The sequence below is a fragment of the Salipiger sp. D13 genome (assembly GCF_003703915.1).
Classification (GTDB): Bacteria; Pseudomonadota; Alphaproteobacteria; order Rhodobacterales; family Rhodobacteraceae; genus Salipiger; species Salipiger profundus.
The window spans coordinates 463,479-482,800 of record NZ_ML112591.1 but is presented as its reverse complement, the minus strand read 5'-3'; the positions used below and the strand labels follow the sequence as shown (position 1 = coordinate 482,800).

Genomic DNA, 19,322 nt, shown 5'->3' with positions numbered 1-19,322 from the left:
CGTTACCTCTCCAGAACGGTGAAACCCTGCCGCTCGAAGGCCGCCTTCGCAACCGCTCCCTGCAGGTAGGCGAGGAAGTCGTCGGCCGCGTCGGCGTTGCCGTCCGCGATTCGGGCGGCGGGGTAGGTGATCGCCGGGTGGCTGTCTTCGGGGAATGTGCCAAGAACCGTCACGTCCGGTTCTGCGGTGGCATCGGTGGCGTAGACGATACCGAGCGGCGCTTCGCCGGTCGCGACAAGCGCCAGCGCGGCCCGCACGTTGTCGGCCTGCGCCACCTGCGGCGCGACCTTGTCCCACAGGCCGAGGCTTTCCAGCGCCGTCTTGCCGTAGATGCCGGCGGGCACCGCCTCGACCAGCGCCATGGCAAGGCGGTCGTCGCCGAGCATCTCCGCGAGCGGCAGCTCGGGCGTGATCTCGACCGGGGTGGCGTCCGGGTCATGGGCGATCAGCACGATGGTGTTGCCCAGCAGGTCGGTTCGGCTGTCCGTGGCGATGAGGCCGTCGCCCTCAAGCGCATCCATCCATCCCGGGTTCGCCGAGATGAAGACATCCGCCGGCGCACCGGCCTGGATTTGCCGTGCCAGCGCCGAAGACCCGGCGAGCGAGACCACGGCAGAGTTCCCCGTGTCTGCCTCGTAGCGGTCGCCGATCTCGTCCATCGCGTTCTTCAGGCTCGCCGCGGCGAAGACCGTGACGGTCTCGGCCTGCGCGGCCCCGGCGGCGAGACAGGCAAGGGCAATGGCGACGCTGCGGCGCAGAAGGGCGGGGGCATGCATGGGCTGGCTCCGATCTGATATGTTTCGCCATACATATCGCGTTGGTGTCGCGATACGGCAAGCGTTATTTTTCTCGGGACATATCGGAAAGGAGCGCTTCAAGCTGCGAAAGCTCGTCGGTGGCAGCGCGAGCCGCGGCCAGCTCGACCGCGCGATAGCGCCGCAACACTTCCTCGCCGGTCTCTGAAAGCCGCGCGCCGCCGCCCTTCGCACCGCCGCGTGTGCGCTCGACCAGCGGGGCCCGGAAGGCGGCGTTCATCTCCTCAACGAGGCACCAGGCGCGCTTGTAGCTCATCGACATGGCACGCCCCGCCGCCGCGATCGAGCCGGTCTCGCCGATCTGTTCGAGAAGATCGGCCTTGCCGGGCCCCAGCATGGCGGTGTCTCCGAAGAGGATTCGCAGGCGCAGGCGCGTGGTGGTGTCGGCAGGCGGTGTGTCGGTCATGGCCGGACTTTCCGGGATCGTGCTTGCGCTTGCAAGCGTGGCGCGCTTGACTCGGACCCGAGGGGAGACCGCCATGTTCGACGCGAAACTTCTGCCGCTGCAGCGGCGCCTTCTGCACGGGCCGGCAAGATGGCTGGCCGTGCGCGGGGTTCCGGCGGACGCGATCACGCTCGCTGGCTTCGCGCTGGGCCTCTGCGGTGTCGCGGCGGCTGCGGCGGGATGGTTCTGGCTGGCGCTGGCGGGGCTGATCGCCAACCGCGTGGCCGACGGGCTGGACGGCGAGGTGGCGCGAAGAGCCGGACCGACGGACCGGGGGGCCTTTCTCGACATCGCGCTGGATTTCGTCTTCTACGCGCTGTTTCCCTTGGGGTTCGCGCTGGCCGAACCGGGCACCAACGCACTTCCGGCGCTGGTGCTGGTGACGAGCTTCGTGGGCACCGGCTCATCATTTCTTGCCTTCTCGGTCATCGCCGAGCGTCGGGGGCTGTCGGCCGAGGATTACCCGACCAAGGGCATCTACTATCTCGGAGGCATCGCCGAGGGGAGCGAGACCATCGGGATATTCGTCGCCATGTGCCTGTTTCCCGGCGCGTTCCCGGTGCTGGCGCTGGCTTTCGCGACGTTCTGCTTCATCACCACGCTGACGCGCTGGCTGGCCGGGTGGCAGCTGTTCGGAGCCGACCGCACGCCGGATGCCCGAGATTAGATATTCCGTATATTGAATTTGTGTGGGCGCAGGCGTATCCTTCTGCCGGCGGACGATGTCCGGTCGGTCTTGAAGGAGATGCAAAATGACACTCGATCGTGCGGTAATGGCCTTTGCGGGCGCGATGATCCTGCTCAGCGTGGTGCTGACGGTCTGGGTCTCGCCCTACTGGATCTGGTTCACGGTATTCATCGGGCTGAACCTGTTGCAGGCGTCTTTTACCGGGTTCTGCCCGGCGGCGACGATCTTCCGCAAGCTCGGCGTGAAATCCGGTTGCGCCTTCCAGTGAGTCGCTTGGTCCTGCTTTTGCGGGGGCACGATGTCATAAGCCAGGCCAGACATGAAAAAAGGCGCGCCGGGTGGCGCGCCTTTTGTCTGCCGATCCGAAAATGGATCAGAGCAGTTCGAGGTTGATCGCGCTCTCGCGGCCGTCACGGCCGGACTGGAGCTCGTAGGACACCTTCTGGTTGTCCTGCAGGCCGGTGAGGCCCGAACGCTCGACGGCGGAGATGTGCACGAACACGTCCTTGGAGCCGCCCTCGGGTGCGATGAATCCGTAGCCTTTGGTGGTGTTGAACCACTTCACGGTACCAGTTGCCATGGGATGAACCCTTCTCTCTTGTCATGCTGCCCGCGGAGGTGCGGCAGCCCGGCGTATCGTCAGTGCAGTATCGGGTGCGCTGGCGCCGGTGAAGGAGACAGGTAGGTCGATAGTGGTAACGTAGCAGGGACTCGTATGGCAGAAGGGCGCGATTCCGGCAAGAGAAATCGCGTCGGGCTTCTGTGCACGGGGTGACCGGCCTGCATCTCGACCCGAGATGAACCGGTTCCTGACCGCTTTAGAGTGATCGGCGGGCAATGCCAAGCGATCTCCGCCCGACGTGCCCGCTGCAATCAGGGCGCGATTCTTCAAGACTGCGCGCCGCAACGCGGAGGCGACTGCAGCAAGGGTGGGTTTGCAACCCACCCTCTCGAGGCACGGGGCCATCATGGGGCAGGGCGCGTATCGCGCCCCGCACCGTCACCGGGTGAACTTCTTGAACTTCACCCGCTTTGGTTCGACCGCGTCCGGGCCGAGGCGACGCTTCTTGTCTTCCTCGTAGTCCTCGAAATTGCCCTCGAACCACTCGACGTGCGCATCGCCCTCGAAGGCGAGGATGTGCGTGCAGATCCGGTCGAGGAAGAAGCGGTCGTGCGAGATGACCACCGCGCAGCCGGCGAAGTCGACCAGAGCGTCCTCGAGCGCGCGGAGCGTTTCCACGTCGAGGTCGTTGGTCGGTTCGTCGAGCAGGATCACGTTGCCGCCGGACTTCAGCAGGCGGGCCATGTGCACGCGGTTGCGCTCACCGCCCGACAGCAGCCCGACCTTCTTCTGCTGGTCGCCGCCCTTGAAGTTGAAGGCGCCGCAGTAGGCGCGCGAGTTCATCTGGGCGTCGCCCAGCTGGATCACCTCGGCGCCGCCCGAGATCGCTTCCCAGACGGTGGCGTCCGAGTCGAGATCGTCGCGCGACTGGTCGACGTAGGAGAGATGCACCGTGTCGCCGAACTCGATGCTGCCGGCATCGGGTTCTTCCTGCCCGGTGAGCATCTTGAACAGCGTCGACTTGCCGGCGCCGTTGGGGCCGATCACGCCGACGATGCCGCCCGGGGGCAGCGAGAAGCTCAGGTCCTCGATCAGCTGCTTGTCGCCCATGTGCTTCGACAGGTGCTCGACCTCGATCACCTTGGAGCCGAGGCGTTCGCCGTTCGGAATGACGATCTGTGCCTTGCCGACGCGCTCGCGCTCGGACTGGCCGGCCATCTTCTCGTAGGCCGAGATCCGTGCCTTCGACTTGGCCTGCCGTGCCTTGGCGCCCTGACGCATCCAGTCGAGTTCGCGCTCGAGGGTCTTCTGGCGGGCCTTGTCCTCGCGGGCTTCCTGCGCGAGGCGCTTGGCCTTCTGCTCGAGCCAGCTCGAGTAGTTGCCCTCGTAGGGGATGCCGCGGCCGCGATCGAGCTCGAGGATCCAGCCGGTGATGCTGTCGAGGAAGTAGCGGTCGTGGGTGACGATCAGGATCGTGCCCTTGTACTCGATCAGGTGGTTCTGAAGCCACGCGATCGTTTCGGCGTCGAGGTGGTTCGTCGGTTCGTCGAGCAGCAGCATGTCGGGCGCTTCGAGCAGCAGCTTGCAGAGCGCGACGCGGCGCTTCTCACCGCCCGAAAGGGTCGTGATGTCGGCGTCGTCCGGCGGGCAGCGCAGCGCTTCCATGGCGACATCGATCTGGCTGTCGAGATCCCACAGGTCCTGGCTGTCGATCTCGTCCTGCAGCTGCGCCATCTCCTCGGCGGTCTCGTCCGAGTAGTTCATCGCGAGCTCGTTGAAGCGCTCGAGCTTGCCCTTCTTCTCGGCCACGCCGAGCATGACGTTCTCGCGCACGGAGAGCGCCGGGTCGAGCTCGGGCTCCTGCGGCAGGTAGCCGACGCGGGCGCCCTCGGCGGCCCAGGCCTCGCCCGAGAAATCCTTGTCGATGCCGGCCATGATTCGCATCAGGGTCGACTTACCGGCGCCGTTGACGCCGACGACACCGATCTTCACCCCCGGCAGAAAGCTCAGGCGGATGTTCTCGAAGCACTTCTTGCCGCCCGGATAGGTCTTTGAGACCCCATCCATGTGGTAGACGTACTGATAGCTGGCCATGCGGTCCTCCGGTGACTGGTTGGGCGCCTATATGGCACCGCGAGGCCGGAAAGCAAAGGTCCGAAGCGGGGCGCGCGCCGCTTCGCCGGGGCAGTTTGCGGTTGAACCCGCCGCCTCTTCCGGTGTCTTGTGGCCAACGGTCCAGCGGGAAGAGGCACGATGCTCTGGGATGCGCATGAGGCCGGGTTCCGGCTGGAGACCGGACAGAAGGTCGGTCTGCTCGGCGGCTCGTTCGATCCGCCGCACGAAGGTCATGTGCACATCACGATCGAGGCGCTCAGGCGCTTCCGGCTCGACCGGGTGATCTGGCTGGTGAGTCCCGGCAACCCGTTGAAGGCGCACGGGCCCGCGCCCCTCGCGGAGCGCATGGCCGCCGCACGTGACCTGATGCGCCATCCAAGGGTCATCATCAGCGATTTCGAGCGCCTTGCCGGCACCCGCTACACCGCCCGGACGCTCGAGGCGTTGCAGCGCGGCTTTCCGGGGGTGCGCTTCACGTGGCTGATGGGGGCGGACAACCTCGCGCAGCTTCATCGCTGGGACAACTGGCGCGAGATCATGGAGCGGGTGCCGGTGGGTGTCCTGGCCCGGCCCGGTCGGCGCATGGCGGCGCGGGGCTCGGTCGCGGCGGATGTCTATGCCCGGGCCCAGCTGCCGGCGCGCGCTGCCGGCCGGCTGGCCGTCACGCGGCCACCGGCGTGGTGCTTCGTGAATGTTCCCATGATCGACCTCAGCTCGACCGAGCTGCGCCGTGCCTCTCTTGCCAAAAAGTGATTGTCGGCCCGGATCGGTCCGCTTGTCGCGGCCATGCCGCTGCGGTTAGATCTGCGCCATGAGTAAAGTTCTTTCACGTCGTGCGTTCCTTGGCTCCGCTGGCGCGGCGGGCCTGCTCGCGGCCTCGCCAGCCCTCGCCGAGGCCCCGACACGCTCCCTGCGTCCCGTCGGCCGCGACGAGGATCTGAGCCTTCGCAACCTGCTCACCCCCGAGGAGATCATCGAAGCCGCCCGTCTCGACGGGACCGTGGGCTTCGCGGTGATGAACCTCGCGACCGGCGAGGTGCTCGAGCAGCACGAGGCCGAGACCGGGATGCCTCCGGCCAGCGTCGCGAAGGCCCTGACAGCGTCCTATGCGCTCGACACGCTCGGGCCGGGGTTTCATTTCGCCACCGAGGTGATCGGCACGGGCCCCCTGACCGACGGCGTGCTCGACGGCGATGTCGTGCTGCTTGGCGGCGGCGATCCGACGCTCGACACCGACGGACTGGGTGAGCTTGCCGGTCTGCTCAAGGCAAGCGGGGTGAGATCGATCACCGGCCGTTTCCTCGTCTGCGGCAGCGCGCTGCCCTACACGCAGACCATCGACCCGGGCCAGCCGGACCATCTTGGCTACAGCCCGGCGGTGTCCGGCCTGAACCTCAACTTCAACCGCGTCCACTTCGAATGGCAGCGCGGCGGGGGCGACTACGACGTCGTGATGGATGCGCGTTCGGCAAAGTGGCGGCCCGAGGTGACCATGGCGCACATGGGGGTCGTGGACCGTGCGGGCCCGACCTACACCTACCAGGACGGCGGTGCGCGCGACGAGTGGACCGTGGCGCGAGGCGCACTGGGCAACGGCGGCTCGCGCTGGCTTCCGGTCAGGAAGCCCGAGCTCTACGCCGGTGAGGTATTCCAGGCGATCGCCGGGTCTCAGGACGTAACGCTTCCCGATCCCGAGGTAGTCGAAGTGTCGCCGCCGGGCGAGGTGCTCGCGCGGCTCGAGAGCGCGCCGTTGCGGGTCATCCTGCGCGACATGCTGAAGTGGTCGACCAACCTGACCGCCGAGATCGTCGGGCAGACGGCCACCCGCGTGCGGGCCGGCAAGGTGGGCTCGCTGCGCGAGTCGGCCGAGGTGATGAATGCCTGGGGACGGGACGAGCTGGGCCTGACGCACATGGCGCTCGTCGATCATTCCGGGCTTGGCGGCGAAAGCCGCATCGCCGCGGGCGACATGGCCAAGGCACTCTATGAGCTGCGCCAGCGGCTGGGGATCAAGCCGATCCTGAAAACGGTTGCCATGCGGGACGATCAGCGCCGGGTCGTGCCGAACCACCCGGTGACCGTTCACGCCAAGACCGGAACGCTTAACTTCGTCAGCGGTCTCGCGGGATATGCCGACCTCTCCGACGGAACCGAGCTGGTCTTCGCAATCTTCTGCGGAGATATCGAGCGTCGGGCGGGCTTGACCAAGGCGCAGCGCGAACGCCCCGATGGCGGGCGGGCATGGAACTGGCGGGCGAAGATCCTGCAACAGCGCCTGATCGACCGCTGGGCGGTGCTGGCGCGCGCCTGAGCGCGCGCCAGCACCGCCAAGGGCTCAGCCCGGCAGGTGGCGGGCGCGGGCGCCGCGCTCGATCGCCGCGGCGTGCAGCCGGTCGATGTCGAGCTCGTAGCGGATTTCCTCGAGCAGGCGCAGCTCGGTCTCGCGCAGGGTGCCATCAGCCGCGGCCACGTCGCAGGCCAGCGCGTAGGCGGTCTCGTGCAGCCGCTCGGGAAGGTTGTCGCGGATGAGGCCGAAGAGCGCGTCGAGCCCGTCTTCCTGGCTGAACAGCTCGAACACCAGTTCCGACATGACGCGGATCCGGTCGATGTCGTAGTCGGCGAAGAGCGGCAGCAGGTTCACCGAGCTCTCGATCTTCACCAGTTCGGCGGTGCGGATGTTCTGGTCAGAGGCCGAGACGGCGATCATCAGGGCCACGAGACAATCCTGCGCGGTCAGCGGGTGCGGGGCGGCTTGGGTCACGGCTGCTCTTTCTTCATGGGTTTGTTGTCTTGCCGGCAATTTATTGACCAGACCCTGCGTCTGCAATAGGAGGCGGGCGCATGTGCCCCCGACGTGAGGGGCGTCATTCCCGTTGATTGATGGAGTGTTTCGGATGTCCGATCTGCGCGAAGCCGCGATGAGCTCGAAGGCCTGGCCCTTTGAAGAGGCGCGCCGCGTCCTGAAACGCTACGAGAAGAAGCCGCCCGAGAAGGGGCACGTGATCTTCGAGACCGGCTACGGTCCCTCGGGGCTGCCGCACATCGGCACCTTCGGCGAGGTGGCGCGCACGACGATGATCCGCCGGGCGTTCGAGCTGATCTCGGACATCCCGACGCGGCTGATCTGCTTTTCGGACGACATGGACGGCATGCGCAAGGTGCCCGAGAACGTGCCGAACCAGGAGCTTCTGCAGGCCAACCTGCAGCGCCCGCTGACCAGCGTGCCCGACCCGTTCGAGGAATACGAGAGCTTCGGCCACCACAACAATGCTATGCTGCGGCGGTTCCTCGACACCTTCGGGTTCGATTACGAGTTCTACTCGGCCACCGATTTCTACAAGTCCGGCCAGTTCGACGAGATCCTGCTGCGCTGCTGCGAGAAATACGACGACCTGATGAAGATCATGCTGAAGTCGCTCCGCGAGGAGCGCCAGCAGACCTATTCGATCTTCCTGCCGATCCATCCGGAATCGGGTCGCGTGCTCTACGTTCCGGTCAAGCACGTCGACGCGGCCAACGGCACCATCACCTTCGACGACGATGACGGGCAGGAGTTCACCCTTCCGGTCACCGGCGGCAACGTGAAGCTGCAGTGGAAGCCCGACTTCGGCGCACGCTGGGCGGCGCTGGGCGTCGACTTCGAAATGTATGGCAAGGATCACTCGACCAACACGCCGATCTACGACGGCATCTGCCGGACGCTGGGTGTGCGGCCGCCCGAGCACTTCACCTACGAGCTGTTCCTCGATGCCGAGGGGCAGAAGATCTCGAAGTCGAAGGGCAACGGCCTGTCGATCGACGAGTGGCTGACCTATGCCAGCACCGAGTCGCTGTCCTACTACATGTTCCAGAAGCCGAAGACCGCGAAGCGGCTGTCGTGGGACGTGATCCCCAAGGCGGTGGACGAGTATCACCAGCAGCTCCGGGCCTTCCCGACGCAGGACGCCAAGGCGCAGCTCGCCAACCCGGTCTGGCACATCCACAGCGACAGCGTGGTGCCGCAGTCGCACATGGTGGTGTCGTTCTCGATGCTGCTGAACCTTGCCTCGGCCGCCGGGGCCGAGGACAAGGAGACCATGTGGGGCTTCATCCGCCGCTACGCGCCGGACGCGACGCCGAAGACCCATCCCGACATGGACGACGCGGCGGGTTTTGCTGTGCGCTACTACAACGACTTCGTGAAGCCCACGAAGCAGTTCCGCGCTCCCGACGAGAAGGAGCGCGCGGCGATGGAGGATCTTGCCGGGCGGCTTCGCGACTACGATGGCGAGGTGTCGGACGAGGCGCTGCAGACGCTGGTGTTCTCGGTCGGCAAGGACCACGCCTTCGAGAACCTGCGCGACTGGTTCAAGGCGCTCTACGAAGTGCTGCTCGGCCAGAGCCAGGGCCCGCGCTTCGGGGGCTTCGTGGCGCTCTACGGCGTCGATGAAACCGTCGCCCTCATCGAGAAGGGGCTGGCCGGCGAGCTCGGCTGACCCCGGTTTTGACGCTCTCTGCGCATGCGCTACCTTTTCTTGCGAGGAGGTAGCGCCATGCGCAGACAGCTATTGGGACTACTGGCGGGGCTCGTTCTGGCGATGCCCGCCGCCGCTCAGGATCAGGCGGCCATCGAGCGCGTGATCCGGCAGCAGATGGACGCCTTCACCGCAGGCGACGTCACCACCGCCTTCGATTTCGCCAGTCCCGGCATCCAGGGGTTGTTCGGCACGCCCGAGAATTTCGGGCGGATGGTCGAAGAGGGCTACCCCGAGGTCTGGCGCCCCGGCGACGTGCGGTTCGGCAGGCTGGACCAGAGCGACATGGGACTGTGGCAGCATGTCTTCGTCACCGACGGCGACGGGCAGATTCATGCGCTCGAATACCTGATGGAAGAGATCGAGGGCCGCTGGCGGATTGCCGGGGTGCGGCGCTCGACGATGCCGGAGCTCGCGGCCTGACGTCAGGCCGACTTGGCCCAAGGCTTCCAGCGCCGTTGCCAGCTTCGGGGCAGGTCGTCGATGTCGCCCACGAAGACCTTGGAAGCGAGCGCAAGCGCGTCGTCACCGATCTGGCGCCGCCGCCGGAGCGCGATGAGCCGCATCTGCTCCGACGATACGGGCAGGTCGGGGCCGTCGAGGCGCTCGAGGAAGACACTGAGGTCCTGGTATTCGCCGAGACGTTCCGAAAGCGTCCTGACCTGGTCTCGGTGGGACCTGATCGGCCCCGGCCAGAAGCCCTGCAGCAGCCGGCTGTGATACCAGTGATCCTTGGTGCGCTTGCGGAACTCGTGAAAGCTCTCGGGGTCCTTGGATTGGGCGGCCTGATCGAACCCTCGGGCGGCCCGGCGCCATGTCTTCGACAGCCCCTTCAGCAGCACCTTGTCCGAATTTCCCTGTGTCTTCCAGTGATGCGCGCGCTTGCGGATCGCCTTGAGGGCCTTGCGCTGCTGCTCGAAGGCGGCGGAAAGCTCGGCCTCCGAAAGGCTCCGGCCGGTTTCCGCGGCGAGCGTGGCGCGCAAGCCGTCGAACGGGGCGGGGTCGGTGTCGATGAGCAGTGCGTCGAAGGTCTTCAGAAGCACGCCTGCATCGCGCAGGGATGACGTCATGCGGGCGGCGTCGCGCACCGCCGCGTTCTCCTCGGCGTAGTCCGGGAAACCCGGCCGCACGAGCCGGAACAGTCCGCGCAGTTTCTTGCAGTGCTTGCGGATGTCGTGCACCGCCGCGTCGGCGTCATCGAGCGGGCGGCGCGTGTCGTCGATCGCCGCCTCAAGCTGGTCTACGCCGATGCGGCGCAGGGCATGCCCGAGGCTCTTGTCCGTTTCGAGAATCCGGTAGGTCATCGCGTTCTCCGGGTGTTGCGAAGCCGGGGCGGGAGCGTCACGGTGCCCGCAGAGCCTCTTAACAGACGATTGATAGCTGCTGATTGCGCGGGATCAAACCGGTGCGTGGCGCATCCGGTTCCCGCGACCGGCGCAGCAATTGAGGATCGATCGGATGAACAAGGCGGTTACGGATGGCGTGGTTTTCATGCCGACACCCTTCTCGGCGGGGCTCGACGTGTGGTCGCGCGGCGACGGCACGCCCGGCTCGGACACCTACGCGGGCTTTGCCACGGCGGCCTTCGTCCCGGCCGACGAGGACTTCGGCGGGTGCCTCGAGATCCAGAAGACCGAGGGCACCCAGCGACTGCGCTACATGGTCGACACGCCGATCCTTCCGGGGTGCTACCTGCGGGTCACCGCCCGGCTCAAGGCGATGGCCGGGGTGATGCCGGCGGTGCGCATCGCCGCATGGGCCGGGCGCGACGACGGCACCGAGGTCTCGGGGCTCGCCACGACGGGCGCATCGGTGCAGCTCGACAGCTACGGCACGGTGGTCGAGGTCTCGGCCATCGTCGGCACCGGCACGCGCGGCGGAGTCGACATGCCCTGGGGCCTGGAGCCGACGCATGGGCATTTCGGCCTCGACCTGACCGGGTCCAACGGTGGGGTCGTGCGGATCGACGATATCGTCATCGAGGATGTCACCGAGGTCTTCCTGCGCGACATGCTGAGCCAGGTCGACGTGCGCGACTACGGCGCGTTGGGCGATGGCAGCACCGACGACAGCGCCGCCTTCGAAGCCGCCGACGCGGCGGCGAACGGGCGGCGCATCCTCGTGCCGGCGGGCAGCTACCGGCTTGGCAGCTCGGTCACGCTCGAGCATCACGTGATCTTCGAGGGCCGCGTGACCATGCCGGCGAGCGCAATCCTGTCGCTCACCAAGGATTTCCACCTTGCGGCCTATGTCGACGCCTTTGGCGGTGACGAGGAACTGGCGCTTAAGAAGGGCCTGCAGTCGCTGCTGAACAACGCCGACCATGAAAGCTTCGACCTGAGTGGGCGGCGCGTCTCGCTGACCGCGCCGATCGACGTGCAGGCGGCGGTGGACAATCGCGAGACCTATGCCCAGCGCCGCGTGCTGCGCAACGGCCAGCTTCGCGCCGAAAGCTCGAGCGCATGGGACAGCACGAGCGTGACCAGCCAGGCCAGCTATTCGGCCTCGAACAAGTGGCAGCTGACCGGGGTCGCGAATATCGCCAACATTGCCGTCGGCAGCCTTGTCGAAGCTGCAGGGGTGGGGCGCGAGATCTACGTGAAGGAGATCAACGTCGGCGCCCAGACCCTCACCCTGTCGCAGCCGCTCTCGGATGCCGAGGGCACGCAGACCTATACCTTCACCCGCTTCCGCTACCTGCTCGATTTCAGCGGGTTCACCCGGCTCGACAAGTTCGAGGTCGAGGACGTGGAGTTCCAGTGCTCGGAATATGCCAGCGGCCTGATGCTGCCTCGGTCGGGCACCGTGAACGTGGTGCGCAACTGCGTCTTCAATCGCCCGAAGGACAGGGGCCTGACCTCTATCGGCGAGGGCTGCCAAGGGCTTTTGGTGGACTACAACCAGTTCATCACCGCGGAAGCCGGCACCGACACGCAGAGCCGCCGCTCGATCGCGCTGAACACCAACGCGAACGACGTGAAGATCCGCAACAACCGGGCCTCGCAGTTCCGCCATTTCGCGGTGGTCTCGGGCGCGAACGGCGTCATCTCGGGCAACCACTTCTTCCAAGGCGATGGCAGCGACAGCGGTGTGCGCAGCGCCGGCATCGTGCTCTGCCTGAAGGCCACCAACACCACGATCTCGGGCAATTACGTCGACAACTGCTTCATCGAGTGGACCAACGAGCGCGAGCCGGAGCCGGATTTCACGTCGGGCTTCGGCTTCTCGGGGCTGTCGCTGACCGGCAACGTTTTCCTGTGCTCGAACGTGGCGGATCACTTCGCCTTCATCGTGGTGAAACCCTACGGTCAGAACCACCGGGTGAACGGGCTGAACGTCTCGGGGAACCTGTTCCGCTCGGTGGGGCAGGTGATCGACCGGGTCGAGCGGGTCGACGATTCCTTCGCGCCGCTCGACCTGTCGTCTATGCGCAACGTGCATTTCGATGACAACACCTATCTGAACGTCGGCAAAGGCGCGTCGAACCCGCTTCTGGTGCAGCATGCGCAGAATACCCACGCGCAGACCTGGGTGATCGACACCGGCGACCGGCTGCCCTTCGGCGGCTACGCGATGGAGGTGGCGAGCCTCGTGCTCCGGTCGCGGCCGCGCGACGAGGCCAACGTCAGCGTCTTCGTCACGCCCTACACCTCGACACGCGAGGGCGCCGGCCAGGACCAGGTGCACGCGCTCTGGCCCGAGCCGATCCGGGGGGATGTCACGCTGCAGGTGCGCATGGATTACTGAGCTGCAGCGCATCATGGGAGGGCCGGTGCCTTGCGCGGCACCGGCCCTTTTGTCGTGCCTCAGGGCCGCAGATCGTCTGGCGTCAGGACGAAGGCCTTGCCGAAACCGCCGTTCAGGTGGGCCCCGGTGACGGTGAAGGCCAGCAGCGAAAAGTCGGCGAAACCGATGTAGAGCTGCGCCTTGGGCTGAAGCGCCAGGAAATGCGACGCAAGGGCCGCGTGATCCGCATCGTCGTGGCGGATGAACCGGGCGCGGGCCTGCAGGCTCAGCCGCGGATGGGTGAGCGGGTCGCCCTTCGGTCCCGGCTCGCCGAGCAGCAGGGCGCAGGCCGGGTCCGCCTTGAGGGCCCGTGCGTGCTGCGCAAGGTCCGAGACGAGGCTCAGCGGCAGGCCGTCCGGGCCGGGCACCGCCGCGACACGGCTGACCATGGGGGTGCCGCTGTCGGGGTCGGTGAAGGCGAGCGCTCCGAACCGGGCGCCCGCGATGAGTTCGCGGGCAAGCTGGCGGGCCTCGTCGTCGGTGGGGCGGATCGGGGATGTCATGCCCGCGAGCCTAGCGGTAACGGGCCGCGGCGCAAGACCTCAGAACTCGGCCCAGAGACCGACGAGAACGCCCATGGAGGCGTCGCCGGTCACGCCCCACGTGGCGCCGACCTCGGCGGACAGCCGTTCGGTCACCGGGACCACGACCGAGGGGGCCAGTCTCGCGAAGGGTGCGTCGCCATGCGGTGCGCCGGTCTGCACCTGCAGGATCAGGTGGCGATCCCCCGGCAGGTTCCACCCCCAAGTCAGATCCAGCTTCAGATCAACCTGTCCCGAAAGCGGCGCATACTCTGCCAGCCCGTCGGCCGAGAGCCAGCCGTGGCGCAGCCCCAGCCCCAGCGACAGCCCGGGCCGCAGCACCGGGGTGCCGTCGATCTGGCCAAGGCCGAGCTCGGTGGCGATCTTGAGCCCGCTGTCGCGGTCGCGGAGCGGCAGGCGCAGGAAGGCCACGCCCTTGCCGTCGCCCGAGACCGACCGGCCGAGGTCCATGCCAACGGTCAGCCGTTCGGTCAGCCCGTATTCGGCGTAGAACGTGTAATACTGGCCCGTGGGTTCGAGCGAGGTCCAGGTCGTGATGTCCTGCGGCCACGACAGCCGCGCGCTGGCGCTGGCAAAGAGGCTGCCCCGCTCGCGCAGCCATGCGCCAGCCGCGGCGTCTTTCGCGCCACAGCCCGAGGCTGCCAGGGCTATGAGAAGCGGCACGGTCCGCATCGGGCCCTCCCTTCCTTCCGCCCCAGCGTCGGAGAGAGTGGTTAACGCGCGGTTAAGCGCACTGGACGGGGCGCGGGAAGCGATTATGCTGCAGGTGCCAAATGTCATGTAAACGTGACCTGGAAGGGGGGCAGCATGGGCGGATCGGTCATTACCGTTGCGCAGCAGAAGGGCGGATCGGGCAAGACCACGCTTTCGGCCAATCTCGCGGTGGGACTACGCAGGCTCGGCCAGACGGTCGCGCTGATCGACACGGACCCGCAGGGCAGTCTCGGGCGATGGTTCATGACCCGCATCGATCAGCAGCCCGAGGCGATCGAGGGGTTCGAGTTCGCGACCTCGTCGGCCTGGGGCATCACCTACGAGTGCCGCAAGCTCGCCGACCGGTTCGACGTGGTGATCGTCGACACGCCGCCCAAGGCCGACAGCGACCTGCGTCCGGCGCTCCGGGCGGCGGACCTGGTGCTGGTGCCGGTGTCGATGAGCCATCTCGACCTCTGGGCCACCGAAAGCGTGCTGGATCTCGCGCGGCGCGAGAACCGCGAGGTGCTCATGGTTATGAACCGCACCCGGCCGGGCACACGGCTCTCGGGCGAGATCTCGGGCGCCGCGCAGAAGATGCAGGCGCGCATCGCCGCAGCGCAGCTTGCCAACCGGGTGGGCTACGCCGAAGCGTTCGGGCATGGGCTGAGCGCGGCGGAGGGCCGCAAGACCCCGGCCCGCGAGGAGGTCGACGCGCTGTCCTCGGAGGTGGCGCAACTGCTGGCATCGGGGTAAACGGGGGCACGATCTCCGCGTTGCGCGGAAAAGGAGTGCCCATGACCGATCTTGCCGCCCTTGCCGAGACGATCCGCCGCCACGAGGCCGCACAGGGCCAGCCGATCTCGCGACTCGGCTATTTCTGCGCGCCGTTCCGCCCCGCCGAGGGGCCCTTCGCGGACCGCGTCATCAAGGTCTATCGCGGCATGGACGACGCGGCGATGCTCGAGCGGCTGGCCGCGGCGCATGACGATTACGTCGCGGCGCTGCTCGAGACCGGCGTGCCGATGCCCGAAACCGCGTTCCACCTGCTCGAGATGGAGGGCGCGCGGGTGCCGGTGATCGTGCAGGAGGCGCTGCCCGAGGCATCGCTGATGCGGCCGCTCATGCAGGTCGCGCCGCGCGACGAGACGCTGGCCATGATGGAGGCCGCGGGACAGGTGATCGCGCGTTTCTGGAACGCCGCCGACCGCTTCGACACGCGCATCGGCTTCCACCCGTCGATCCGCAACTTCGCCATCGTCGACGGCGTGGCGATGTTCTACGATACCTTCCCGCCGCTTATCCACTACTCGCGCGACGAGATGGGGCGGATGCTGCTGCTGTTCTCGGAGAAGCGGCTGATGCGCCTGATCGGACCGTTCATGAAGGCGCGGGTCACCGGCATCCAGGACGAATGGTATTCACCGCCGGAAACGCTCGTCGGGCTGGTGGGCTCGGCCTGCCGGCTGCGCCCGGAGCACGCCGAGGCCTACCTGTCATGGGGGCGGGACTTCGCCGCGCGCGAGATGCCGCGCTGGGCCGACGAGGCGATTGCCGGGATGCAGGAGGCGCCGCGCCTTCCCGGCTACTGGACCGGTTTCCGCAAGCTGCTCGGCCTGCAAGGCGAGCCCAACGTCTGACCCCGCGGAGGAAATTTCGTCCGAAATTTCCTTTCGCAAAGATTTTTCGGACGAAAAATCTTCGGGTCGCGCCGGGCGGGCGTCGTCAGCCCTGCCGGATCGAGCGCATGACGATCCCGAACACATCCTCGGGCAGCGCGGCGGCAAGGCTGTCGCGCAGCACCGGCCACTCGTCGGCCTGCTGGCCCGAGATCTCCTGCAGGGCTTCCAGCACATCGTGCAGGCATTTCGACAGGATCAACATCTGGTCGCCGTCGCGCACCGCCCAGTCGAGATAGAAATCCATCTCTTCGCCGAAGACCTCCTGCGGGATGTTGCACATCTCGAGCTGGTAGGACTGGTAGGCAAGGATGACGGCCCGCTTGTCCAGCAGGCTCATCTCGGCTTCTGCCAGCCGGAAGGAATGTGGGGTATCCTGTCCCATGGTCACACGATCCTGATGCCTGCCTTCTCCGCATCCGCGAGGAAGGCGCTCAGGCCCTTGTCGGTGAGCTCGTGGTCGGCCATCGCCTTGATCACCGCGGGCGGCGCGGTGGCCACGTCGGCGCCGATCTTGGCGCAGGCGGTCATCTGGGCCGTCGAGCGGATCGAGGCGGCGAGGATCTGGGTCTCGTAGCCGTAGTTGTCGTAGACTTGGCGGACGTCGGAGACGAGTTTCAGGCCGTCCTCTCCGATGTCGTCGAGACGCCCGACGAAGGGCGAGATGAAGGTCGCACCGGCTTTGGCTGCGAGCAGCGCCTGATTGGTCGTGAAGCAGAGCGTCACGTTGACCATCTTGCCCTCGTGCGTCAGCGACCGACAGGCGCGCAAGCCGTCGAATGTCATCGGCACCTTCACGGCGATGTTCGGGGCGATGCCGGCCAACTTTCGCCCTTCCTCGAGCATGGTCTCGCAGTCGGTGGCCACGACCTCGGCCGAGACCGGGCCGTCGATCATGTCGCAGATTTCCTCGAGGACCTCTTGGATGTCGCGACCGGATTTCGCGATCAGCGAGGGGTTGGTCGTCACCCCGTCGAGCAGACCGAGATCGTTGAGTTCACGGATTGCCTCGATATCAGCGGTGTCCACGAAGAATTTCATCGGCGTCAGCCCTCCCGGCTTTGCTTGGCAATCGCGTGCCCGTGTCTTACCCCATGCGGATGTGGGTCGAAAGTCCCGGAACTCAAGCACTGACGGACTGCTCGAATGGACGGTTTCTACGACGAAGGCACGCTGGTCGCTGTTCTGACCACGCAGCCGCTCGACCGGCTTCTCGACTATCGCGCCCCCGAGGGTGGTTGCTTCGAAGGTGCCTTCGTCGAGGTGCCGCTGGGGCCGCGCAAGGTTCTGGGCGTGGTCTGGGGGCCGGGGCGGGGCGATTTCGACTACGCCAAGGTGCGCTCGGTCATCCGGGTGCTCGATGCGGTGCCGATGCGCGACGAGCTGCGCATGTTCCTCGAGCGGGCCGGGGACTACACGCTGACCCCGCTTTCGGCGATGCTGCGGCTCGCCACCCGGGCGCCGGGGCTCGGCGACGCGCCGTCGATGCGCAAGATCTACCGGCTGGGAGACACCGGGCCCGAACGCATGACCGATGCCCGGCGCCGGGTGCTCGAGGTCCTGAGCGACATGGGCGGACTCGCGCTGACGCAGGCGGAGCTCGCCGAGACCGCCGGCGTGACCCCCTCGGTGATCAAGGGGCTGGCGAAGCAGGGCGCGGTGCGCGAGGAAGAGGCCCCGCGCGACACCGCTTTTCCCCGGCTCGACCCGGGCTACGGCGGCAAGGCGCTGGCCGAGGACCAGGCCCGAGCGGCGGGCGTTCTGCGCGAGGGCGTCGCCTCGGGGCGCTACGGGACGACACTGCTCAAGGGGGTCACCGGCTCGGGCAAGACCGAGGTCTACCTCGAGGCGGTGGCCGAGGCGCTGCAGCAGGGGCGGCAGGCGCTGGTGCTGCTCCCCGAGATCGCGCTCACGGCCGAGTTCCTGACCCGCGTCGAGGCCCGCTTCGGCGCGAAGCCCGCCGAGTGGCATTCCGGCGTCACGGTGACCGAGCGCCGGCGGGTCTGGAAACAGGTCGCGCAGGGCGGGGCGCAGCTCGTGGTGGGGGCGCGGTCGTCGCTGTTCCTGCCGTTCCGCGACCTCGGACTGATCGTCGTCGACGAGGAGCACGACACCTCCTACAAGCAGGAGGAGGGGGTGCTCTACAACGCCCGCGACATGGCGGTGCTGCGGGCCTCGATCTGCTCGGGCAGGGTGGTGCTGGCCTCGGCCACGCCGTCGCTGGAAAGCTGGGCCAACGCCGATGCCGGGAAATACACGCGGCTCGACCTGACCTCGCGCTTCGGTGCCTCGGCGCTGCCCGAGATGCGGACCATCGACATGCGCGGCCAAGACCTGCCGTCGAACCGCTGGGTCTCGCCGGCGCTGCAGGCGGCGGTGACCGCGCGGATGGCGCGGGGCGAGCAGGCGATGCTGTTCATCAACCGGCGCGGCTATGCGCCCGTGACGATCTGCCGGGCCTGCGGTCACCAGATCGGCTGCCCGCATTGCGATGCCCGCATGGTCGAGCACCGCTTCCTGCAGCGGCTCGTCTGCCACCAGTGCGGCGAGACCGTCCCGAAGCCCGCCGCCTGTCCGTCCTGCGAGGCCGAGGACAAGCTCGCCGCGGTCGGCCCCGGGGTCGAGCGGCTGGCGGAAGAGGCGGCGGAGCTGTTTCCCGATGCGCGGCTGGCGGTGCTGTCGTCGGATCTTTTCGGCTCGGCGCGGGCGCTCAAGGCCGAGATCGAGACCATCGCCGGCGGCGGCGCCGACATCATCATCGGTACGCAGCTGGTGGCCAAGGGGCACAACTTTCCGCTGCTGACGCTGGTCGGCGTGATCGACGCGGATCTCGGGCTTCAGGGCTCCGACCTGCGTGCCGCCGAGCGGACCTTTCAGCTGATGCGGCAGGTGGCGGGCCGGGCCGGGCGGGCCGAGAAGCCGGGCGTGGCGCTTCTGCAGACCTACCAGCCCGAGCACCCGGTGATCCGCGCGATCCTGTCCGGGGACGAGGAGGGGTTCTGGAAGGCGGAAGCCGAGGAACGCCGTGCCGCCGGGATGCCCCCCTACGGACGGCTCGCGGCGGTGATCCTGTCGTCGACCGAGGTGCAGGAGGTGTTCGACCTCGGCAACGCGATGGCGCGGCAGGACGCGCCGCTGCGTCGCCTCGGGGCGCAGGTCTACGGGCCGGCACCGGCACCGATCGCCCGGGTCCGGGGGCGGCACCGGGTGCGGCTGCTGGTGAAGGCGCCGAAGGGCGTGGCGCTGCAGCCCGCGCTGGTCGAGTGGGCGGCGCAGTTCCGGCTGAAGGGCGAGCTGCGCATGGCCATCGACATCGATCCGCAGAGCTTCTTCTGACCCTGGACCGGGTGGGGCCGGGTGTGCCCTGACGGGCCGGGGGCTCTGCCCCCGCCGCTGGCGCTCCCCCCGGGATATTTCCGGCCAGAAGAAGACCGGGCGCAGCATGGTCACGGGCGCGGCTTCTTTTGCGTCCTGTCTTGTTTG

At 67.4% G+C, this 19,322-nt stretch carries 20 protein-coding genes; 10 read left to right on the top strand and 10 right to left on the bottom strand.

Features of this window, described 5'->3' with window-relative positions; genetic code table 11:
• Positions 1 to 2: 2 nt before the first annotated feature.
• Together modA and D6860_RS06605 are read right to left on the bottom strand one after the other, a co-directional pair.
• Positions 3 to 776, bottom strand: a complete 774-nt coding sequence (modA, locus tag D6860_RS06610; protein ID WP_076622659.1) for a molybdate ABC transporter substrate-binding protein — start codon at positions 774 to 776, stop codon at positions 3 to 5.
• Between the two features lie 64 nt (positions 777 to 840).
• Entirely contained in the window at positions 841 to 1,221 is a 381-nt protein-coding gene (locus tag D6860_RS06605; RefSeq protein ID WP_076622658.1) for a winged helix-turn-helix domain-containing protein, read from the bottom strand.
• Between the two features lie 73 nt (positions 1,222 to 1,294).
• Between D6860_RS06605 and D6860_RS06600 the strand changes: the two genes are divergently transcribed.
• Positions 1,295 to 1,927, top strand: coding sequence for a CDP-alcohol phosphatidyltransferase family protein (locus D6860_RS06600; protein ID WP_076622657.1), 633 nt, complete (start codon positions 1,295 to 1,297; stop codon positions 1,925 to 1,927).
• 85 nt (positions 1,928 to 2,012) lie between these two features.
• Positions 2,013 to 2,216, top strand: a complete 204-nt coding sequence (locus tag D6860_RS06595) for a YgaP family membrane protein (protein ID WP_076622656.1) — start codon at positions 2,013 to 2,015, stop codon at positions 2,214 to 2,216.
• A 105-nt stretch (positions 2,217 to 2,321) separates the two neighbouring features.
• On the opposite strand, the gene D6860_RS06590 is transcribed toward D6860_RS06595, so the two are convergent.
• Both D6860_RS06590 and ettA read right to left on the bottom strand, forming a co-directional pair.
• A complete protein-coding gene (locus D6860_RS06590; RefSeq protein ID WP_076622655.1) occupies positions 2,322 to 2,528 on the bottom strand; it encodes a cold-shock protein in 207 nt (68 codons plus the stop codon).
• A gap of 420 nt (positions 2,529 to 2,948) precedes the next feature.
• Positions 2,949 to 4,604, bottom strand: coding sequence for an energy-dependent translational throttle protein EttA (gene ettA, locus D6860_RS06585; protein ID WP_076622654.1), 1,656 nt, complete (start codon positions 4,602 to 4,604; stop codon positions 2,949 to 2,951).
• 159 nt (positions 4,605 to 4,763) lie between these two features.
• Here ettA and D6860_RS06580 point away from each other — a divergent pair, with 159 nt between their 5' ends.
• Together D6860_RS06580 and dacB are read left to right on the top strand one after the other, a co-directional pair.
• On the top strand, positions 4,764 to 5,378 hold the full coding sequence (locus D6860_RS06580; RefSeq protein WP_076622653.1) for a nicotinate-nucleotide adenylyltransferase: 615 nt from the start codon (positions 4,764 to 4,766) through the stop codon (positions 5,376 to 5,378).
• A 58-nt stretch (positions 5,379 to 5,436) separates the two neighbouring features.
• Positions 5,437 to 6,936, top strand: coding sequence for a D-alanyl-D-alanine carboxypeptidase/D-alanyl-D-alanine endopeptidase (gene dacB, locus D6860_RS06575; RefSeq protein ID WP_076622652.1), 1,500 nt, complete (start codon positions 5,437 to 5,439; stop codon positions 6,934 to 6,936).
• 24 nt (positions 6,937 to 6,960) lie between these two features.
• On the opposite strand, the gene D6860_RS06570 is transcribed toward dacB, so the two are convergent.
• Positions 6,961 to 7,386, bottom strand: a complete 426-nt coding sequence (locus tag D6860_RS06570) for a tellurite resistance TerB family protein (RefSeq protein ID WP_083697752.1) — start codon at positions 7,384 to 7,386, stop codon at positions 6,961 to 6,963.
• Between the two features lie 133 nt (positions 7,387 to 7,519).
• Between D6860_RS06570 and D6860_RS06565 the strand changes: the two genes are divergently transcribed.
• Positions 7,520 to 9,100: a lysine--tRNA ligase gene (locus D6860_RS06565; RefSeq protein ID WP_017467089.1), complete on the top strand. Its 1,581-nt coding sequence runs from the start codon at positions 7,520 to 7,522 to the stop codon at positions 9,098 to 9,100.
• A 57-nt stretch (positions 9,101 to 9,157) separates the two neighbouring features.
• Positions 9,158 to 9,562: a DUF4864 domain-containing protein gene (locus D6860_RS06560; protein ID WP_076622650.1), complete on the top strand. Its 405-nt coding sequence runs from the start codon at positions 9,158 to 9,160 to the stop codon at positions 9,560 to 9,562.
• A 2-nt stretch (positions 9,563 to 9,564) separates the two neighbouring features.
• Here the strand turns inward: D6860_RS06560 and D6860_RS06555 are convergent, their stop codons facing one another.
• Positions 9,565 to 10,443, bottom strand: coding sequence for a CHAD domain-containing protein (locus D6860_RS06555; protein ID WP_017467091.1), 879 nt, complete (start codon positions 10,441 to 10,443; stop codon positions 9,565 to 9,567).
• A gap of 154 nt (positions 10,444 to 10,597) precedes the next feature.
• On the opposite strand from D6860_RS06555, the gene D6860_RS06550 reads away from it, so the two are divergent.
• Positions 10,598 to 12,886 carry a glycosyl hydrolase family 28-related protein gene (locus tag D6860_RS06550; RefSeq protein ID WP_076622649.1) on the top strand — a complete coding sequence of 763 codons (2,289 nt, stop codon included), beginning with the start codon at positions 10,598 to 10,600 and terminating at the stop codon, positions 12,884 to 12,886.
• 59 nt (positions 12,887 to 12,945) lie between these two features.
• Here D6860_RS06550 and D6860_RS06545 read toward each other — a convergent pair whose 3' ends face one another.
• A complete protein-coding gene (locus D6860_RS06545) occupies positions 12,946 to 13,428 on the bottom strand; it encodes a HugZ family pyridoxamine 5'-phosphate oxidase (RefSeq protein WP_076622648.1) in 483 nt (160 codons plus the stop codon).
• 39 nt (positions 13,429 to 13,467) lie between these two features.
• On the bottom strand, positions 13,468 to 14,139 hold the full coding sequence (locus tag D6860_RS06540) for a hypothetical protein (RefSeq protein ID WP_076622647.1): 672 nt from the start codon (positions 14,137 to 14,139) through the stop codon (positions 13,468 to 13,470).
• A gap of 135 nt (positions 14,140 to 14,274) precedes the next feature.
• On the opposite strand from D6860_RS06540, the gene parA reads away from it, so the two are divergent.
• Together parA and D6860_RS06530 are read left to right on the top strand one after the other, a co-directional pair.
• On the top strand, positions 14,275 to 14,916 hold the full coding sequence (gene parA, locus D6860_RS06535) for a ParA family partition ATPase (RefSeq protein ID WP_076622646.1): 642 nt from the start codon (positions 14,275 to 14,277) through the stop codon (positions 14,914 to 14,916).
• 41 nt (positions 14,917 to 14,957) lie between these two features.
• Positions 14,958 to 15,800, top strand: a complete 843-nt coding sequence (locus D6860_RS06530; protein WP_076622645.1) for a DUF6206 family protein — start codon at positions 14,958 to 14,960, stop codon at positions 15,798 to 15,800.
• An 85-nt stretch (positions 15,801 to 15,885) separates the two neighbouring features.
• On the opposite strand, the gene D6860_RS06525 is transcribed toward D6860_RS06530, so the two are convergent.
• Positions 15,886 to 16,224 (bottom strand): hypothetical protein, encoded by a 339-nt coding sequence (locus D6860_RS06525; RefSeq protein ID WP_017468470.1) that lies wholly within the window; start codon positions 16,222 to 16,224, stop codon positions 15,886 to 15,888.
• Positions 16,225 to 16,226: 2 nt separating this feature from the next.
• On the bottom strand, positions 16,227 to 16,880 hold the full coding sequence (fsa, locus tag D6860_RS06520) for a fructose-6-phosphate aldolase (protein WP_017468469.1): 654 nt from the start codon (positions 16,878 to 16,880) through the stop codon (positions 16,227 to 16,229).
• Positions 16,881 to 16,985: 105 nt separating this feature from the next.
• On the opposite strand from fsa, the gene D6860_RS06515 reads away from it, so the two are divergent.
• The gene (locus tag D6860_RS06515) at positions 16,986 to 19,175 is read left to right on the top strand and encodes a primosomal protein N' (protein ID WP_076622644.1); all 2,190 of its coding nucleotides are present in this window, start codon (positions 16,986 to 16,988) and stop codon (positions 19,173 to 19,175) included.
• Positions 19,176 to 19,322 lie beyond the last annotated feature (147 nt).

Coding starts and splice junctions, on each gene's coding strand:
- modA (WP_076622659.1), bottom strand. CDS start 776: ATGCATGCCCCCGCCCTTCTGCGCCGCAGCGTCGCCATTGCCCTTGCC.
- D6860_RS06605 (WP_076622658.1), bottom strand. CDS start 1,221: ATGACCGACACACCGCCTGCCGACACCACCACGCGCCTGCGCCTGCGA.
- D6860_RS06600 (WP_076622657.1), top strand. CDS start 1,295: ATGTTCGACGCGAAACTTCTGCCGCTGCAGCGGCGCCTTCTGCACGGG.
- D6860_RS06595 (WP_076622656.1), top strand. CDS start 2,013: ATGACACTCGATCGTGCGGTAATGGCCTTTGCGGGCGCGATGATCCTG.
- D6860_RS06590 (WP_076622655.1), bottom strand. CDS start 2,528: ATGGCAACTGGTACCGTGAAGTGGTTCAACACCACCAAAGGCTACGGA.
- ettA (WP_076622654.1), bottom strand. CDS start 4,604: ATGGCCAGCTATCAGTACGTCTACCACATGGATGGGGTCTCAAAGACC.
- D6860_RS06580 (WP_076622653.1), top strand. CDS start 4,764: ATGCTCTGGGATGCGCATGAGGCCGGGTTCCGGCTGGAGACCGGACAG.
- dacB (WP_076622652.1), top strand. CDS start 5,437: ATGAGTAAAGTTCTTTCACGTCGTGCGTTCCTTGGCTCCGCTGGCGCG.
- D6860_RS06565 (WP_017467089.1), top strand. CDS start 7,520: ATGTCCGATCTGCGCGAAGCCGCGATGAGCTCGAAGGCCTGGCCCTTT.
- D6860_RS06560 (WP_076622650.1), top strand. CDS start 9,158: ATGCGCAGACAGCTATTGGGACTACTGGCGGGGCTCGTTCTGGCGATG.
- D6860_RS06555 (WP_017467091.1), bottom strand. CDS start 10,443: ATGACCTACCGGATTCTCGAAACGGACAAGAGCCTCGGGCATGCCCTG.
- D6860_RS06550 (WP_076622649.1), top strand. CDS start 10,598: ATGAACAAGGCGGTTACGGATGGCGTGGTTTTCATGCCGACACCCTTC.
- D6860_RS06545 (WP_076622648.1), bottom strand. CDS start 13,428: ATGACATCCCCGATCCGCCCCACCGACGACGAGGCCCGCCAGCTTGCC.
- D6860_RS06540 (WP_076622647.1), bottom strand. CDS start 14,139: ATGCGGACCGTGCCGCTTCTCATAGCCCTGGCAGCCTCGGGCTGTGGC.
- parA (WP_076622646.1), top strand. CDS start 14,275: ATGGGCGGATCGGTCATTACCGTTGCGCAGCAGAAGGGCGGATCGGGC.
- D6860_RS06530 (WP_076622645.1), top strand. CDS start 14,958: ATGACCGATCTTGCCGCCCTTGCCGAGACGATCCGCCGCCACGAGGCC.
- D6860_RS06525 (WP_017468470.1), bottom strand. CDS start 16,224: ATGGGACAGGATACCCCACATTCCTTCCGGCTGGCAGAAGCCGAGATG.
- fsa (WP_017468469.1), bottom strand. CDS start 16,880: ATGAAATTCTTCGTGGACACCGCTGATATCGAGGCAATCCGTGAACTC.
- D6860_RS06515 (WP_076622644.1), top strand. CDS start 16,986: ATGGACGGTTTCTACGACGAAGGCACGCTGGTCGCTGTTCTGACCACG.